The sequence below is a fragment of the Micromonospora craniellae genome (assembly GCF_014764405.1).
In the GTDB taxonomy this organism is placed as follows: Bacteria; Actinomycetota; Actinomycetes; order Mycobacteriales; family Micromonosporaceae; genus Micromonospora; species Micromonospora craniellae.
In genome coordinates this window covers 6220857-6237469 of the sequence record NZ_CP061725.1, presented here as the reverse complement: position 1 = coordinate 6237469, position 16613 = coordinate 6220857, and the positions used below count along the sequence as shown (strand labels likewise).

The following is a 16613-nucleotide window of genomic DNA, read 5'->3' as shown; positions in this document are numbered from 1 at the left end:
GCGATCACGTCGATCTCGACGATGCGCCCGCCTGTCACGGCGAAGGCCATCACCGACAACGGACGACCTCCGGCGATCACCACCACCCCGGCGGTGCCGTTGACCACCGCCGGCCGGGCGAACGGCGAGAGCCCGCCGAACGACGTGGCCTGGGCGGCGACGGTGGCGGCTCCTCGGATCACGGTGGTGTACCGAGCACGGTCGGTGCCGCCGTCCGACCGCAGCACCACATCGGGATGCAGCACGGCGACCAGCCCGTCGATGTCACCGTCCCGGGCGGCGGCAAGGAACGCGTCGACCACCTCGCGCTGCCGGACGCCGATCTCGTCCGGCAGCGGCGACTGCCCGCGCACCCGGCGGCGGGCCCGGCTGGCCAGTTGACGCGCCGCCGACGGCGACCGGTCGATCATCGGGGCGATCTCGTCGAACGGCACCGCGAACATGTCGTGCAGCACGAAGGCGAGCCGTTCCGCCGGGGTGAGCGTGTCGAGGACCACCAGCAACGCCAGCCCCACCGAGTCGGCCAGCACCGCGGCGTGCTCGGGATCATCGGCACCCTCCGGGCTGACCAGCGGATCGGGCACCCGGGCGTCGAGCGGTTCCTCGCCACGACGTCGACGGGTACGCAGGGAGTTCAGGCAGACCCGGGCCACCACCGTGGTCAGCCACGCGGGCAGGTTGTCCAGCGCGGCGGCGTCCGTACGGGCCAGACGCAGCCACGCCTCCTGCCGCAGGGGTGGCCGCAGCGGCCCCGGGGTCGAGCAGTTCCGGGCCGACCTCCTGAGCGGCGAGGGCGTCGAGCGGGCGGTACGCGGCGTCGACACGGTGCTGCACCTGGCCGGCGGCCAGAAGGGCGACGACACCGTGGCCCGCACCCTGGTGCAGGCCGCCCACCAGTCCGACGTACGGCACCTGGTCTTCATCTCGGTCGTCGGCGCGGACCGTGTCCCGCTCGCCTGGCTGCGGACGAAGCTGCACGCCGAGGAGGCGATCAGCGGCTCCGGCCTGCCCTTCACCATCATGCGTGCCGCACAGTTCGACGAGCTGGTGCTGACCATGGCGCAGAAGCTGACCGCGCTGCCGGTGGTCCCGGCCCCCGGCATGCGGCTTCAGCCGGTGGACGGCCGCGAGGTCGCGGCACGTCTCGCCGAGTTGACCCTGGGGACCCTGGCCGGTCAGGTGCCGGACATCGTCGGCCGGACGACGCGCAGTATGCAGGATATGCCCCTACCGCAACGGGGCGAACCTAACCCTGGACGGCGCCACCGTCGGCACGCGGACCTGGGAGGCGTTCCTCGCCGAACGGATCGTGAGCCCGCGGTCGGCGGCCACCGCCCGATAGACCGACGGAGGGACAGCACGCAGCGCCACCGGTTGGTAACGTGGCGGCGATCTGCGTGGTGTCCCTTGGGGAGGGTCGTGTGTGGGCGGACGAGGCGGCACTGGACGCGACGCAGCGCCGCCTCGACGAGTGGGAGTCGACCCTCGCCGACCGGGCGCGGCGGGCACAGTCCCTGGCGACCCGGGTCGCGGCGCTCAACGGCACCGCGCACAGTCCGGACCACACCGTCGAGGTCACCGTCGACTCGGCCGGGCGGCTCGTCGACCTGCGGCTGGACGACCGCGTACGGCAGCACTCCGCCGCACACACCGCGCGCCTGATCGTGGCCACCACCCGCACCGCGTACGCGGACCTGCTGCGCCGCGTCACCGTGACGACCCGCGAGACCGTCGGCGCCGACGACCCGACGGGGCAGGCCGTCGTCGACTCCTACCGGCGGCGGCTGGGCGACGAGCGAAGCGACCCCGATGCCGACCGGTGACGCCGTCCGGGTCGACCCCGACGACCTGACCGCCCACGCGGCCCGCCTCGACCGGCACGCCGACACCCTCGACACCGCCCGTCGGGCCGGCCAGCAGGTCCGGCTCGACACCGACGCGTACGGCCGACTCTGCGCGATCATGCCCATGCTGCTCGACGGCCTGCACCGCGTCCTGGTCGACGGGATCGGCACCGCCACCACCTCGGTCCGCGACACGGCCACCCGCCTGCGCACCGGTGCCGACGCCTACCGGGCCGCCGACGCGCGCGCCCGGCACCGTCTCGACCGGATGCGGGAACGGCGTGACCGGTAACCCGCTCGTCGCCGCACCGACCCAGGCCACGCCGAGCCCCTGGGCCGGCGTCTGGATCTGCGAGGACATCGAACTCATCGCCCGGGGCGTACGCGAGGGAAGCTGGATCGACGGCAGCCTCGGCGTGGTCAGCGCCGGTCTGGACGCCCTCGCCTTCGTCTCCGACCCGGTCGGTGCCCTGCTCCAGTACGGCATCGCCTGGCTCATCGAGCACGTCAAACCGCTCAGCGAGGCGCTGGACTGGCTCGCCGGCGACCCCGCGCAGATCACCGCACACGCCCAGACCTGGCGCAACGTCGCCGCGTCCCTGCGTACGGAAGCCACCGAACTCACCGACGCCGTCCGCAGCCAGGTGACCGGCTGGGACGGCAGCGCCGCCCGCGCCTACCGCGCCTGGGCCGCCGAACAGCACCAGGCCGTCACCGGCCTCGCCCAGGGCGCCGAGACGATGGCCGCCATCACCGAAGGCACCGCCGGCCTGGTCGCTGCCGTCCGGCTCCTGGTCCGCGACGCCATCGCCACCTGCGTCTCCCGCCTCACCGTGTACGCCGCCGAACTCGTCGCCACCGCCGGACTGGCCACCCCGCTGGTGGTGGAACAGGTCACCACACTCGTCGCGTCCTGGTCAGCCCGCATCGCCAAGCTGCTACGCGGCCTGCTGAACAGCCTCCGGGCGATCATCCCCCACATCCGCCGCCTCGCCGACCTCATCGACCACCTCAAGCGCGCCCTCAGCAGACTTCGACGAGAGTTGCCAACACCTCACACGCCTGCCGATCCCAAGCCGACCCACAAGCCACGTGACCCCCACCAGCCTGACTTCACGAGTCCGGACATCGACCCGAAAAAGATCACGGCGTACGCCATGAATCCGGACCATCCCGTTGGCAAGAACAAGTACCGGGTCATCAACTCCGCCACCGGCCTGGGCCCCGACGACTCGGAGTCGATCCTTCAACAGGTACGGGACGGCGTCCGTGCCGGCAGCCCGCTGCGGGGAAAGTCGGATCAGTTCGGCGAGCGATGGAACGTCGACCTACCGCTGTCCGGTCCGAAAGGAACGATCATCGTCCGCACCGCCTGGATACTCGAGAGCGGCGCCTCCACGCCCCGCATGGTGACAATCTCGTTCCCACCGAAGGAGGGCTGACCGTTGGACCTGTATGACGTGGTCGCGCTGCGAGAAGGGATCCCGGACGAGAATCTGGCGCCGGGGGCTGTCGGCACCATCGTGCACGTCTTCGATCACGTCCCGGCCGCGTACGAGGTGGAGTTCGCCGACTCGGACGGGCGGACAGTAAGCATGGTGACCCTGACCACCGATCAGATCCGTCCGCTCGGCACCCCTTCCTGACTCCGGGCTGATGACCGCCCTTCAGGTCAGGATGAGGGGATTCGTCAGGGCGGCCATCTGCCGGGTGGGGTGACGGACCTCGACGCGGACGAAGCCCGCCTCGTCCGCCGTGGTGTGCCACCGGGTCGTTCCCGTTCCGTCGGGAGGCAGGGCTTCGCGGTGCACGGTGCCGCGTTCGGTGTGCAGGCTGACGACACCGGACGGTACGCCGGACACCCAGACGCGTACCGTGGCCTGCTCGCCACCGGTGGACAGGCGCTGACCGACGGCGGCGACGCGGTCGGCGGACGACGCCGTGACCTCCAGGTGGACGCTGGTCGACTCGGCGATCCAGCTTCGGCCGTGTCGGAGGCCGGCGAGTATCGCTTCGGTGCTCAGGTCCTCGGCGAACACGACGGTGTGCGGTGTGCCGAGTTGGCCGGCCAGGTGCACGTCGCTGTTGCCGACCGCCGGGCGCCAGCGTCCCCGGTGGATGTCGTGGGCCAGGGTGCGTACGGTGGCCCCGGGCTGCCGATCGTGGGCTGAAGCACCACCGGTGGAGACCTGCGGATCCCGCACTTCGTGGGGATGCACGCGTTGCAGGTGCTGCCGGTCCTGGCGTTGCTGCTGGGCCGGTTCCGCAGCGGGCGGCTGGATCAGCGTACCCAGGTGCGGCTGCTGGTGGTCGCCGGTGCGGCGTACGGCGGGGGGACGGTGCTGTTGACCTGGCAGGCGCTGCTGCAGCCGGACGCGCTGACCCTGGTCGCCGTGGCGGCGCTGCTGGTCGCGACCGTGGTGGCCACCGGTGTGGTGATCGGGCGGCGACGCCGGACCGGACCGGCCGAGCCCGTCGAGGTGAGCGCCGAGGGCGGACCGGATCGGGCCGACACCGAGCGGGTCGAGGCGGCGGTATGACCGGCACGCTGTTCACGCTGACGTTCGCGCTGGTCGCGCCCTTCTGGGCGCTGATGATCCTGCTGCCGCGCTGGCCCCTGACCACCCGGATCATCGCCTCGCCCCTGATCGTCGCGCCGGTCCTGGCGATCTATGCGGTGCTGGTGCTCCCCACGCTGGGCGAGGTGCTGCCGGCCGTGGCCTCGCCGACCCTGGACGGCATCCGTGAGCTGTTGGGTACCGACGACGGTGCGGCGGCGGCCTGGGCACACATGATCGCGTTCGATCTGTTCGTCGGGAGGTGGGCGTGGCGGGACAGTCGGGAACGGCGGATTCCGGCGCTGGTCATGGCACCGGTGCTGGTGTCGACGATCCTGCTCGGGCCGATCGGGCTGGCCGCCTACCTGGCGGTGCGTACCCGCTGGACACGGCCGGTCTCACCGTCGGACAGCAACGCCTAGGCTTGGTCACCGTGGGATGGCTGGGACGGTTGTTCGACGCGCGGGACGCCCGCGTGCGGATGGTCCTGGTCATCATCGCGGGCCTCCTCTACCTGTCCTTCGGTCCGCTGAACGCCGATACGCCCACCACCACGCAGATGCTCCTCGCGGTGGCCGCGTTCACCGCCGGGCTGCTGCTGTTCCGCCGGCTGGTGGGCAACCTGGTGGTACAGGTGGCGCTACTGGCGGTCGCGATCCAGGTGGTCGACGACGTGATAATCAACCAGGTGGGCGCGGGATGGGCGTTGTTGGAGCTCACCCTGCGGGCGAGCCGGCCCTGGCCGACCTGCGCAGGCTGTCGCGGTGCTACGCGACCCGGAGGGCGTACGCGGGGACGCGGCGCTGACCGCGATCGAACCGTCGGCGGTACCGGCCGCGCTCGGCGCGGCGGTGGACCGGGCCCGCCAGGCCGGGGTGACGGTGGAGGCGGACGTCGACCCGGGGGTCGCGTCACTCGACGCGGTACGGGGCATGGCGGTGCTGCGCCTCACCCAGGAGTCGCTGACCAACGTCGCCAAGCACGCCGGCACCGCCGCCCTGGCGCGGCTGACCGTCAGCGTGGTCGGCGGCGCGGTGCACTGGGAGGTGACGGACAACGGGCGCGGCACGGTGCCGGCCGTGGTGCCGGCGGGTGGCGGCCACGGCATCACCGGGATGCGGGAACGGGTCGAGGTTCTCGGCGGGCGCCTGGAGGCGGGGCCGACCGGTGCCGGTTGGCGGGTACGCACGGTGCTGCCCGCCGTGCCGGAACGCGACATGTCGGCCGGGCCGCGCGCGGCGGAGGCGTCGTGACCCGCGTGCTGCTGGTGGACGACCAGCATCTGATCCGCGCGGGCCTGAGCATGCTCTGCGACGCGCAGCCCGACATCGAGGTCGTCGGGGAGGCCGACAACGGCCGCGAGGCGGTCACGATGGCCGCGCGGCTGGTTCCCGACGTGGTGGTGATGGACCTGCGCATGCCGGGCGTCGACGGGATCACCGCGACCAGCCGCATCCTGGCCGAGCGTCCCGCCACCCGGGTGCTGGTGCTGACCACGTTCGGCGACGACGACCACCTGTATCCGGCGCTCACCACCGGCGCCTGCGGTTTCCTGCTCAAGGACGCGCCCCCCACCGAGCTGCTGGACGGCGTCCGGCGGGCCGCCGCCGGCGACAGCCCGTTCAGCCAGGACGTGCTGCGCCGCCTCGTCCACCGTGCGGTGCACGCCCGCGCCGAGACACCGGCACCGGTCGACGGCCTGACCGCCCGGGAACAGGACGTGTTGGACCTGGTTGCGGAGGGACTGTCCAACGCGGAGATCGCCGAGCGGCTGCACATCGGCGTGACCACGGTGAAGACCCACATCACCAGCCTGCTGACCAAGACCGGCAGCCCCAACCGGGTACGCCTGGCGCTGTTCGCCCGTGGCCTGTGAGGCCGGCTATCCCCCGGCCATCGCGCCCAGGACGATGTACGGTTCCGCGCCGGTGAGCACCGGCTCGGGCAGCGGTGCGTCGGGCGAGGAGTGGGAGAGGTCCTCCTCGCCGGCGTAGAAGCGGACGAAGGCGCGACGCTTGCCGCTGTGCCGGTCCCGGATCGTGCCGAGCAGCATCGGGTAGCGCGCCTCCAGCGCGTCCAGCAGCAGGCGCTGCGTGACCGGCCCGCCGTCCGGGCCGGCCACGTCGAGGCGTACCTCGCCGGTGACCTTGGCGAGGGTCTTCAGGTGGGCCGGGAGGACGACCCGGATCACGGCAACACCTGGACTTCCACGGAGAGCACCGGCGGCAGGTCCCGGACGATGGGCGACCACCTGTCGCCACCGTTCGCCGAGTGGTAGACCTGCCCGCCGGTGGTGCCGACGTAGATGCCGCACTCGTCGAGCGTGTCGACGGCCATCGCGTCCCGCAGGACGTTGACGTAGCAGTCGGACTGCGGCAGCCCGGTGGTCAGCGGCTCCCACTCGTCGCCGCCGGTGCGGCTGCGGTAGACCCGCAACCGGCCCTCCGGTGGGTAGTGCTCGGAGTCGCTCTTGATCGGCACGACGTAGATCGTCTCCGGCTCGTGGGCGTGCACCGCGATCGGGAACCCGAAGTCCGACGGCAGGTCACCGCTCACCTCACGCCAGTTCGCGCCGGCGTCGTCGCTGCGCATCACGTCCCAGTGCTTCTGCATGAACAGGGTGTCCGGCCGCGACGGGTGCTGGGTGATGTGGTGCACGCAGTGGCCCACCTCGGCGTCGGTGTCGGGTATCTCCCCCGACCGCAGTCCCCTGTTGATCGGCAGCCAGCTCGCGCCCGAGTCGTCGCTGCGGAACGCGCCCGCCGCCGAGACGGCGGTGTAGATCCGGCCCGGGTGCACCGGGTCGAGAATGATCGTGTGCAGGCAGAGGCCGCCTGCACCCGGCTGCCACGACGGGCCGGCCGGGTGGGTACGCAGGGCGGTCAGCTCGGTCCACTTCTGGCCGCCGTCGCCTGAGACGTAGAGGGCGGCGTCCTCGGCACCGGCGTACACCGTGTCGGGGTCGTCGCGGGACGGCTCCAGGTGCCAGATCCGCTTGAACTCCCACGGGCGCGGCGTGCCGTCGTACCAGAGGTGCTCGCCGATGTCGCCGGTGTAGGCGAAGTCGTTGCCGACGGTGTCCCACGTCCGGCCGCCGTCGTCGGAGCGCTGGATCAACTGCCCGAACCAGCCGCCGGACTGTGAGGCGTAGAGCCGGTCCGGGTCGGCCGGTGACCCGGTGAGATGGTAGATCTCCCAGCCGCCGAAGTGCGGCCCGTCGACCGTCCAATCGGCCCGCCGACCGTCCGAGGTGAGCACGAAGGCGCCCTTGCGGGTGCCGACCAGCACCCGTACGCCGGTCATGTTGGTTCACCGCTTCGCTCCGCGACGCCACGAGGCGCCACCACACGGAGCTGACACGTCACTCGCCGATCCTCGCTCATGTCCTCATTCTCCCGTTCTGTCCGATGGATCGCCCGCTCATCCCATCCGCCACGCCGGACTTCGTCCCTTGCTGTCCTACCCTCCGGGTACGACAGATCCGCCAGGCGCGGCAGCGAACGCCGGTCACCGGTTCCTCCGCACACAAGGCATGAACGAGGACGCCGGCTGCACCGACCCACGGCAGACTCCCGACGTCCGGGAACGGCGTCAGCGCCCTGACCGGGACAGGCGCGGCAGTCGGAGGAACTGCGGCCACGCCCGGGCGTCGGCACGGGAGTCGCACTGGCACTGTCGGCAGGCGAGGTCTTCTCGTCTCTTGAGCTGAGCGCACTCTTCGCGCTCTCGATCGCCGAGGTCCACGGCGTCCCCATCGACGAGGTGGAACGCCGCCGGACGATCGTGTTGGGGATCATGCTCGGCGGGAGCGGCTCCGCCACCATCACCAAGGTCGCCGAGCGTACTGGGCAACACTGGGGACGTCAGGTCGTCTTCGGCCCGCCCCGTCGGAATGGTCGTGAGCGCAGGGCGGTGAGGTGCCGCAGACCGACGCGGCCAGCGATGGCAGCGCGGCGACTCGGGCCAGCACCGGCCGCCACGTGCCGTCCTGACCGTCCGGCCCGATCTCGACGCCTTCGAGCCACACCCACTGCCCGTCGTACCACTGGCTGATGTGCAGCCGGACCCGGACGATCCGTAGCCGCAGCGGACCGGCTGGATACCGGTAGTCGGCCTTGCCTAGCCGGACCAGGTCGCCGGGCGCGACGCAGACCTGCGGAACCACTGACACACCGACCACGGCCGCCCCGATCGGGCACTCCTTGCCGCACGGCAACCCGACTCGGGCAGTCAGTGCCGCCTGTCGTACCCGCAGGATCAGCCGGTTGCGGATCTGCGCGGGCGACAGGTCGAAGGCGCTCACCGCAGGTGCGTCCGCAGAAAACGAGTGATGGTCGCCTCGGCCCAGGCCGCCCGGGGACATGTGCCGTCCGCGCGGCAGTCCGGGCATTTCCGGGTACGCGGATCCTCGGCGGGCCGCCGCCGGTGCTGGTTCGTCAGCCGATTCGCCTGCTCAAGCTGGTCCGAGGTGACGCCGTCGCCCGTCGCCGCCCGATCGGGCTCGGCCGGCGGCCCCGCACAGGCCGGCGCCGGGAACCTCCCCCGGTTCCGCCGCCCGGCCAGGCCGTCGTCGTAGTGCCCCTCCCCCTGGTTCCGCGCCCCCGCCGGACGCTCCTCGGGCTGTTCGTAGACCTCCGTGCCGTCGCAGCGCGAGGTCACCCGCAGCTCCGGTACGACGAGTTCCACCGCCACGCGCCGGAACCGCCCCGGCACATCCCCGTCCGGCACGGCCTGCCCGGTCAGGTCCAGCGCGACCGGCCCCGGCCGCAAGAACCACTTCCACCGCCTACCCATGTTCCGCCACGCCTCCCCTGCTGACCGCTCGGGCCATCGATACGATGTGAACAGATGCACAGCCTACACGCCTTCTAAGCATGCGCAGAGAGCATCTGCACAGAGAACATGTGTTCAGTTCGCCTGCTCTTACCGTGGGCGCGTGGGAGAGCTGCGCCTGGTGGCAAGCCAGGAGATTCAGGACCTGCTCGGCGTGTCCCGCACGCGCGCCTACCAGATCACCAACTCGAAGACCTTCCCCGACCCGGTGGCGGTCCTGTCCGTCGGCCGCATCTGGCGCGCCGAGGACGTGGAACGGTGGATCAGAACCCACCGGCCGGATCTGCAAGACACCGAGGCGTAGCCGACACGGCAGCGGGTACTGCACGCAGAGCGCATGGCGCTCCCGGCGACACCACGCGCGGTACGTATTCAGCTTGAGTTGATCGGTTGAGCGTGGGCTGCTGTCTACTGTGGCGGTGGCGGCTGCCATGATCTTGGTGTGCATCCGGACTCGCGACTTGACTCGATCGAGCAGCTTGTCGTGGTGGTCGCCCAGTTGCAGGCTGAGGTGCAGCGGCTGCGGGCGGACAACGAGCAGGTGCGTGCCGAGAACGCCGTGCTGCGTGCTGAGAACGCCGACCTGCGGCGTCGGCTGGGGATGAACTCGTCGAAGTCGTCCGTGCCGCCGTCGTCGGACGGCTTGGTCCGCCCTCGTGCGCAGGCGGGGGCGAAGGCCGGTGGCCGGCGGCGGGGTAAGCAGCCCGGGGCGTCGGGGTTGACGTTGCGGCTGGCCGAGGATCCGGACCGGGTGGTGCAGCACCGGCCGCAGCGGTGTGCCGGGCTTTCGTGTGGTGCTGATCTGGGTGACGGCCGTGAGTACGGGCGGCAGCGGCGGCAGGTGCTCGAGCTGCCCGATCGTCGGCCGGTGGTCGTGGAGCATCAGTTGATCTCGGTGGAATGCGGCGAGTGCGGGCAGGTCAGCGAGCCTGCGGTGCCGGCGGGTGTGTCCGGGCGGGTGCAGTACGGCACCGGGGTCAAAGCCGCCGCGGTCTACGCGCGGGCCGCGCAGTTCCTGCCGTTCGCCCGGGTCGCCGGGCTGCTGGGTGATCTGCTCGGGGTCCGGGTGTCGACCGGGTTCGTGCATCAGATGGTCGCCGAGGCGGCCCGCAGGCTCGGGCCGTTCGTCTCTCGCACGGCCGCGTTGCTGCACGTGCAGCAGGTGCTGCACGCCGATGAGACCCCGGCAAGGGTCGGCGGCGGCTTCAAGTACGTGCACGTGGCTTGCACCCCTGAGCTGACCTTGTTCCACGTCGGTGGCCGCGGCAAGGCCGACATCGACGCCGGGGGTGTGCTGCCCGGGTTCACCGGCACTCTGGTGCGGGACGGCTACGCCGCTTACCGGCACCTGACCGATGCCGAGCATGCCTGGTGCGGGGCACATCTGATCCGCGATCTGCGCGGTGTGCACGAGTCCGACCCGGCCGGGCAGCAGTGGGCCGAGGTGATGGCCACGACCCTGCTGGCGGCCAAGAAGACAACCGAGCAGGCCGTCGCCGCCGGCCGGGACTCGCTGTCGAACGACGAGATCAGTCACTTGCGGGCCTGTCACGCCGGAGCCCTCGCTTACGGCCGTGAGCAGAACCCGCCCGATCGTGACGGCAAGCTGTCTCGGGCCGGGACGCTGATCGAACGCTTCGCCACGCACCGCGACATGATCCTGCGGTTCACCGTCGACCTGGCCGTGCCCTTCACCAACAACCAGGCCGAGCGCGATCTCCGCCCGGTCAAGCTCCAGCAGAAGATCTCCGCGACCTGGCGCACCCTGCAAGGCCTGGCCGACTTCGCCACCCTGCGTTCCTACCTGTCCACCGCCGCCAAACACGGCAAAGACGCCCTCGACGTGCTCAAACAACTCACCACCGGACCATGGCTACCCGAACCGGCAACCTCAAGCTGAATACGTACCACAACAGGAGGAGTCGGATTCACGACACCCTTTGCCTGCGACCACCGCCTAGGCTGCCACGACCTGAGTCGAGACGCAGTTCGTGCGCCGTGACTGGCTAGACCAGCAATACCCTTTAAGATCCGTTTTCTGACCATGTGCCCGAACGGATGAGGTGACAGCGCTCCGATGGTCGCAGCAGCAGAGACCACCCTGCAAGGTCTGCTTGAAGGTACGAAGCAATACCAGCCTCCCCGAGTCAGAGGCGATTTGACTGATCGAGGGCGATAAACGAAAGGTGCTCCTGACCTGCAAGGATTTGGGTGTCGAGTCCATGTCCACAGCAGAAGCGGGTGCACCTTTCTGGTGAGTAAGGGTAGCGGGTGGGATCAGCGGCTGGTCGTCGGCGCGGGCGGGAAGGGTCTGGTCGGTCACGCGGGTGCGGTCCTGCTGCGCAAATGCGCAGATCGGACCGGTCTGACCAGCGGTTTGAACAAGGTGCTACCGCGCGGCAAGGGCCCTGGGTGGTGGGATCGCGGCACGGTCCTGGTCTCACTCGCGGTCGCGATCGTGCTCGGCGCCACGAGCATGTCCGACATCGCGGTCCTCGCCCATCAGGGATTGGTCTTCGGTGATCGGCCGTCGGAGCCAACCGTCCGGCGAGCGTTGGCCGGTCTCGACGAGACCGCGCTGAAACGGATCGGCAAAGCGCGGGCGAAGGTCCGCGCTCACGTATGGGCCCTGCTCGCCCGCCGCCCGCAAGGGTTCCCGTGGCTGACGGTGGCGGGCAAGCTGCTGTCCGGGTGGGTGGTCATCGATCTGGACGCCACCCTGATCACCGCTCACTCACCGAAGCAGGGTGCGGCGGCCACGTTCAAGAAGGGTTTCGGGTTCCATCCGCTCGGTGCGTGGTGTGCGAACACCGCGGAATGCCTGGCCATGCTGCTGCGGCCCGGCAGTGCCGGCTCGAATACGGTCGCCGATCACATCCGGGTTCTCGGTGAGGCGATCGCTCAGTTGCCGGTCGCCTACCGGCGCAAGATTCTGATCAGGGTCGATGGGGCCGGTGCCACCCACGACCTGCTCGAGCACATCGAGGCGATGAACCGGCTGTGGCGCAGCGTGAAGTTCACCGTCGGCTGGACGATCACCGACGCCGACGAGATCGCGATCGAGCAACTGCCTGCTGAAGCGTGGACCGACGGCCTCGCCCAGGACGGCACGGCCGTCGACACCGCGCATGTCGCGGAACTGACCGGCCTCAACCAGCGCCTGGAGAACTGGAACGGCCGGCTACGGCTGCTCGTGCGGCGCACGAAGCCGTCGGCCCGGCACGCGAAGAATCTCACCGCGCTGGAGAAGCGGACCGGCTGGCGGTACGCGATCGTCGCCACCAACATCAGCCGGATCGCCGGGGTGCCGGGCTCGCACCAGCCGCAATGGATCGACGCTTTGCATCGTTCGCACGCAGGAGTGGAAGACAAGGTGCGCACGAACAAGGCCATGGGCCTGCGGAACCTGCCGTCGAAGGCCTGGACCGTCAACCGCGGCTGGGTCCTCGCCGCCAACATCGCCGCGGACATCACTTCCTGGACCCGGTTGCTCGGCCTGCACGACCAGGACGACCTCGCCCACGCCGAACCCGCAACACTGCGTTACCGGCTGCTGCACCTGCCCGCGAAACTGGCCGCCCACGCCCGCCGGCGTGTCCTGTCCATCCCCGAGACCTGGCCGTGGGCCGACGCGTTCACCCTCTGCTGGCAGCGCCTCACCCTGCTACCACTGACAACCTGACCCTGGACCCCTGTACCTACCAGTAGAAAGACCGTGACCGAGGGCCCGGAGAACTCGCGCTTCCACAGCGACACGTGGCGATATCACACCCAAACCGGGTGGACAAAACGGTCAAGCCGAAACGGTCAGGCAGGGAGCAAGACCCTCTGACGGATCGAGGCCAGGTGCCCCTTTACCAGCGAACGTACTCCTGGCAGGACCATCAACTGGAACGTCTCTGGGACGACATCGTCCGGCTCGCCGAGGACCGGGCAGAAAACCCGAAGGCGACCCACTTCATCGGTTCGCTGGTGCTGGCTCCCAGCCCCGACAACGGTCCGGCCGGTGTCGTGGAGTTCCTGGTGGTCGACGGGCAGCAGCGCTTGACCACCCTTTCGATTCTGCTCTGCGCGATCCGTGATCACCGGGTGGCGAACGAAGGTGAACAGCACCGCGACCGGCTCACCGACCAGTACCTCATCAACAAGTGGACGCCCGCACGACGGTTGAAGCTCGTCCCCACCCAGGCCGACCTCGACGCTTATCTGGCATGTGTGGACTTTTCGGCTCAGGCTGGCGGGGGTGCCGTCGGAGGCGCATATCAGTTCTTCCGAAACCGGCTCGCGGAACCGGCGGTGGCTGCGCAGGTGCAACGCCTGGAAGATGCAGTAATTTTCGGGTTGGCCGTGGTCTCGGTCGTGGCGCATGCCGATGACAACGTCTACCGGATCTTCGAGTCACTGAACAACACCGGGCTCAAGCTAACGCAGGCCGATCTGCTGCGCAACTACCTGTTCATGCGCCTACCGAACAGCAGTAAGGCTGTCTACGACGCGCACTGGCTGCCGCTGCAGAGGCGGCTCACCTCCACCGAGCTGGAACTTCTGTTCTGGCTTGACCTGGTCCATCGAGACCCACGGATAACACAGGGCGACACGTACGCGAGGCAGCAGGCGCGGCTCGATCGGCTGAGCACCGAAGAGGACATCGAAGCAGAGGTGCGACGGTTCGCCCGTCTCGGCGCGCTGTTGGACGTCATCCTGCACCCCGACAAGGAGCAGAACCCGGACGTACGGCTCCGGCTGGAGCGTTTGCACTCCTGGGGCACCACTACCGTGTACCCGCTCCTGCTGCACCTGCTGGATCGCCGCAACCTGGGCACCGCGACCAACGCACAGGTCGCGTCGGCAATGCGTTACGTGGAGAGTTTCCTCGTACGGCGGCTGCTGATCGGCCGGGCCACCGCGAACATCAACCGCAATCTGCTGTCCATCGTCACCGAGATGGACAAGAACCTGTCAGTCGACCAGGCGGTGCACGCCTACCTCTCCGCCGGCCGCAAGTACTATGCGACGGACGCCGACGTGCGCCACGCGGTCCGCTCATTGCCCTTCTACACGAACGGGCGGGCGGCGCAGCGTTCGCTGGTGCTGCGGTGGTTGGAAGAGTCGTACGGCAGCAAAGAGCCGATCTCGTTGGCGAAGCTGACCATCGAGCATGTGCTGCCACAGAGCATGAGTCCGGAGTGGCAGCGCATGCTCGCTGCGGACCTCGAACCACACGAGAACGTCATCGAGGTGCACGAGGCCCTCAAACACACCTTGGGCAACCTCACCCTGACCGGGTACAACGTGGAACTAGGCAACAGCCCGTTCGCGACCAAGCGGGTTCGGCTCGCCAAGAGCGGTCTGTCTCTCACTCGGGACATCGTCGCCTTCGAGCGCTGGGGACGGCCGCAGATCTACAAACGCGCAGACGCCCTCGCTGAGCGAATCATCGATCTCTGGCCCGGCCCCACCGATCAGGCGGTCGATCAGTCAGAGGTGCGATGGGACCTCATGGAGAAGGCACTCGCCTCATTGCCGGCTGGGTCCTGGACGACGTACGGGGACCTCGCCGCTCTGATCGGCACCGCGCCTCAGCCGGTCGGCAACCGGCTGCGCAGCGTTCCGGTCACCAACGCCCATCGGGTGTTGCAGGTCGAGGGAACCATGGCCGCAGGTTTCCGATGGCCTGACGGTCGTACGGAGGACCCGGTCACGGTGCTACGTGCCGAAGGGGTCTCCTTCGACCAGCATGGCCGAGCCGACCAGAGCCAGCGCATCGACCTCGACGAGTTGGCGCAACTGACCGGACTGGCACCGGACGAGTTGCCCCGACGGATGCCCCGGCCCCGCCCCGGTGAAGGGCAGTCCCGCACCGATCGCTTCACCGAGCAACTCATGTTGCTGCAGCAGAACACGGCCGTCGCCGAGGCCACGCAGGCACTGCTCGACCGCTGGAAGGATCTCGGCGGCACGCTGCTCTACGGCGGCGCGGCAGAGACATCCTGCTTCCTCATGGCCCGCGAGCGCGGTCACCGCGACGGCGACATCTGGCCGATGACCATCTACCCGAGCGGCAAGGCCGAGGTGGTCTTCCAACACCTGGCCAATCGCTCGCCGTTCGACGATGTTGCGCTGCGTGAACAGTTCCGGCAACGCTTGAACCAGCTTCCCGGGGTGAACATCGCCGCCGCGAAGCTCACTCTGCGCCCCGGCTTCCCGCTGACAGTCCTCGCCGACAGCAACGCCGCCGCATGCCTCGTGGAGCACCTTCAGTGGTTCTACGAGCAGGCACATTTCTCCGAGGAGGCGGGGGAACCGCTCACGACGTAGCCGCAGCGAATGCTTCACATGTCCGCTGCCTTCGGGGGTGTTCCGACGGCGGGCTCCTGGCTCAACTCACCCTGGCAGACAGGGGCCTCGCCGCGTGCCCGACGCAGGTTCGCCTGAGCACCCCGATTGCAGTGGCCGCAACTCTGTTACGTCGCGTCAGGTGCCGGTGCCCCCGTACGTGCCCTGCTCCACCACCGAGGGCTTGACCGGGAACTGTGCCAGAGCTGTCCAGTCCTCCATCGCGGCGAGGAGGAGCTTCTTGATCTGGGTCTTGGTCTCCTCAAGAGCTAGGTCGATGAAGCACTGGCATCTCGTCAGGTCACCACCGTTGACCAGACACAGCAGCACTCCGGTCACCTGTAGACCGCGCGCCGCAGCCACCATCTTCGCGTCCGGGGGCAGCGGAATGTTCGACGCGAGCTGACGGGCGAAGGCCTGCACGATCCGGTCACCACCGAGGAGGGCAGCGAGCCAGGCCGCGACGGCCCCGACCAGATCGTGCAGCATCTTCTTCCCGGTCAGGATCGCCCCGGCCATCTCCGCGAGCAGCTTGCACCGCCCACGCCGCCGACGGTTGAACAGCTGCTGCCAGGTCTCCTCGGTCACGTACTCGGTGACACACTCGGACACGACGTTGGCCCACCCGTCGTTCAGAACCGCCACGCAGTACTCGGCGGCTTGCTCGACGCGCTCCTGGCGACGACGCTCCCGGGCTGCGCTACCCCGTCCGCCTCGCGAAGCGCTTCCGCGAACACCCCGACGCCCTGACGGCGTCGGGCGGCGACGCGGCCTTCTCTCCTTGGTGTGTCGCGGCCCAGCCTCGGGCATTCCGACGTGGTCTCGGCAGCGCGCCCCAAGCCCGCCGACCGGTCTCTTGCAAAGCGTGTTGTCCTTGCACCGCGCACGGCACTTTGGCATCGCGTCATCATCACGTCACTCAGAGGTGATGGCTGTCAGATATCCGTACCTGGCGACTGCTCTTCCGCCGACCGTAATGCGACGGACCAGGTCGATAGTCGGGCGATCATGGGAACGCGGACATCCCCCGGTAAGCCACTTC

19 protein-coding genes and 2 pseudogenes are annotated in these 16613 nt (G+C 69.5%); 14 read left to right on the top strand and 7 right to left on the bottom strand.

Annotation, left to right across the window (positions count from 1 at the left end; genetic code table 11):
- The first annotated feature begins 21 nt into the window (after positions 1 to 21).
- Entirely contained in the window at positions 22 to 381 is a 360-nt protein-coding gene (locus ID554_RS33305) for a hypothetical protein (protein ID WP_117227396.1), read from the top strand.
- On the opposite strand, the pseudogene ID554_RS33300 reads toward ID554_RS33305, so the two are convergent.
- Positions 366 to 497, bottom strand: a pseudogene (locus ID554_RS33300) (sigma factor-like helix-turn-helix DNA-binding protein); the annotation flags it as partial. The gene ID554_RS33305 and the pseudogene ID554_RS33300 sit on opposite strands and share 16 nt — an antisense overlap.
- Here ID554_RS33300 and ID554_RS33295 point away from each other — a divergent pair.
- From ID554_RS33295 to ID554_RS28300, 5 genes and pseudogenes are all read left to right on the top strand, one after another.
- Positions 442 to 978: pseudogene (locus ID554_RS33295) on the top strand (SDR family oxidoreductase); the annotation flags it as partial. The pseudogenes ID554_RS33300 and ID554_RS33295 overlap by 56 nt on opposite strands.
- Before the next feature lie 443 nt (positions 979 to 1421).
- Positions 1422 to 1823: a YbaB/EbfC family nucleoid-associated protein gene (locus tag ID554_RS28315; RefSeq protein ID WP_117227397.1), complete on the top strand. Its 402-nt coding sequence runs from the start codon at positions 1422 to 1424 to the stop codon at positions 1821 to 1823.
- Positions 1810 to 2136 carry a type VII secretion target gene (locus ID554_RS28310; protein WP_117227398.1) on the top strand — a complete coding sequence of 109 codons (327 nt, stop codon included), beginning with the start codon at positions 1810 to 1812 and terminating at the stop codon, positions 2134 to 2136. Before ID554_RS28315 ends, ID554_RS28310 begins: the two co-directional genes overlap by 14 nt.
- Positions 2126 to 3286 carry a WXG100 family type VII secretion target gene (locus ID554_RS32160; protein ID WP_223884311.1) on the top strand — a complete coding sequence of 387 codons (1161 nt, stop codon included), beginning with the start codon at positions 2126 to 2128 and terminating at the stop codon, positions 3284 to 3286. The genes ID554_RS28310 and ID554_RS32160 overlap by 11 nt, the downstream gene beginning before the upstream one ends.
- 3 nt (positions 3287 to 3289) lie before the next feature.
- Positions 3290 to 3490, top strand: a complete 201-nt coding sequence (locus ID554_RS28300; protein WP_117227399.1) for a DUF4926 domain-containing protein — start codon at positions 3290 to 3292, stop codon at positions 3488 to 3490.
- 21 nt (positions 3491 to 3511) lie between these two features.
- Here the strand turns inward: ID554_RS28300 and ID554_RS28295 are convergent, their stop codons facing one another.
- Entirely contained in the window at positions 3512 to 4048 is a 537-nt protein-coding gene (locus ID554_RS28295) for a PHP-associated domain-containing protein (RefSeq protein WP_191088950.1), read from the bottom strand.
- A gap of 3 nt (positions 4049 to 4051) precedes the next feature.
- Here ID554_RS28295 and ID554_RS28290 point away from each other — a divergent pair, with 3 nt between their 5' ends.
- The 4 genes from ID554_RS28290 to ID554_RS28275 all read left to right on the top strand — a co-directional run bounded on the left by ID554_RS28290 (position 4052) and on the right by ID554_RS28275 (position 6278).
- Positions 4052 to 4384 (top strand): hypothetical protein, encoded by a 333-nt coding sequence (locus tag ID554_RS28290; RefSeq protein WP_317985202.1) that lies wholly within the window; start codon positions 4052 to 4054, stop codon positions 4382 to 4384.
- Entirely contained in the window at positions 4381 to 4824 is a 444-nt protein-coding gene (locus tag ID554_RS28285; protein WP_117227401.1) for an ABA4-like family protein, read from the top strand. Before ID554_RS28290 ends, ID554_RS28285 begins: the two co-directional genes overlap by 4 nt.
- A gap of 342 nt (positions 4825 to 5166) precedes the next feature.
- Positions 5167 to 5655 carry a sensor histidine kinase gene (locus ID554_RS32155; RefSeq protein WP_223884310.1) on the top strand — a complete coding sequence of 163 codons (489 nt, stop codon included), beginning with the start codon at positions 5167 to 5169 and terminating at the stop codon, positions 5653 to 5655.
- Complete coding sequence (locus ID554_RS28275) at positions 5652 to 6278, top strand: response regulator transcription factor (protein WP_117227402.1); 627 nt, start codon at positions 5652 to 5654, stop codon at positions 6276 to 6278. The genes ID554_RS32155 and ID554_RS28275 overlap by 4 nt, the downstream gene beginning before the upstream one ends.
- 6 nt (positions 6279 to 6284) lie before the next feature.
- Here ID554_RS28275 and ID554_RS28270 read toward each other — a convergent pair whose 3' ends face one another.
- From ID554_RS28270 to ID554_RS28255, 4 genes are all read right to left on the bottom strand, one after another.
- Positions 6285 to 6593, bottom strand: a complete 309-nt coding sequence (locus tag ID554_RS28270; RefSeq protein WP_117227403.1) for a MoaD/ThiS family protein — start codon at positions 6591 to 6593, stop codon at positions 6285 to 6287.
- Positions 6590 to 7705, bottom strand: a complete 1116-nt coding sequence (locus ID554_RS28265; RefSeq protein ID WP_117227404.1) for a WD40/YVTN/BNR-like repeat-containing protein — start codon at positions 7703 to 7705, stop codon at positions 6590 to 6592. The genes ID554_RS28270 and ID554_RS28265 overlap by 4 nt, the downstream gene beginning before the upstream one ends.
- A gap of 520 nt (positions 7706 to 8225) precedes the next feature.
- Positions 8226 to 8705 (bottom strand): hypothetical protein, encoded by a 480-nt coding sequence (locus ID554_RS28260; RefSeq protein WP_191088649.1) that lies wholly within the window; start codon positions 8703 to 8705, stop codon positions 8226 to 8228.
- Entirely contained in the window at positions 8702 to 9196 is a 495-nt protein-coding gene (locus ID554_RS28255) for a hypothetical protein (protein ID WP_117227405.1), read from the bottom strand. Before ID554_RS28255 ends, ID554_RS28260 begins: the two co-directional genes overlap by 4 nt.
- A gap of 142 nt (positions 9197 to 9338) precedes the next feature.
- Between ID554_RS28255 and ID554_RS32150 the strand changes: the two genes are divergently transcribed.
- The 4 genes from ID554_RS32150 to ID554_RS28235 all read left to right on the top strand — a co-directional run bounded on the left by ID554_RS32150 (position 9339) and on the right by ID554_RS28235 (position 15553).
- Positions 9339 to 9539, top strand: coding sequence for a helix-turn-helix transcriptional regulator (locus tag ID554_RS32150; RefSeq protein ID WP_223884309.1), 201 nt, complete (start codon positions 9339 to 9341; stop codon positions 9537 to 9539).
- A 138-nt stretch (positions 9540 to 9677) separates the two neighbouring features.
- A complete protein-coding gene (tnpC, locus tag ID554_RS28245; RefSeq protein ID WP_191088647.1) occupies positions 9678 to 11135 on the top strand; it encodes an IS66 family transposase in 1458 nt (485 codons plus the stop codon).
- 354 nt (positions 11136 to 11489) lie between these two features.
- Entirely contained in the window at positions 11490 to 12917 is a 1428-nt protein-coding gene (locus ID554_RS28240) for an IS1380 family transposase (protein WP_199489339.1), read from the top strand.
- A 164-nt stretch (positions 12918 to 13081) separates the two neighbouring features.
- Positions 13082 to 15553, top strand: a complete 2472-nt coding sequence (locus ID554_RS28235; RefSeq protein ID WP_223884308.1) for a GmrSD restriction endonuclease domain-containing protein — start codon at positions 13082 to 13084, stop codon at positions 15551 to 15553.
- A gap of 156 nt (positions 15554 to 15709) precedes the next feature.
- Here the strand turns inward: ID554_RS28235 and ID554_RS28230 are convergent, their stop codons facing one another.
- Positions 15710 to 16216, bottom strand: a complete 507-nt coding sequence (locus ID554_RS28230; RefSeq protein ID WP_117230630.1) for a hypothetical protein — start codon at positions 16214 to 16216, stop codon at positions 15710 to 15712.
- Positions 16217 to 16613: the final 397 nt, after the last annotated feature.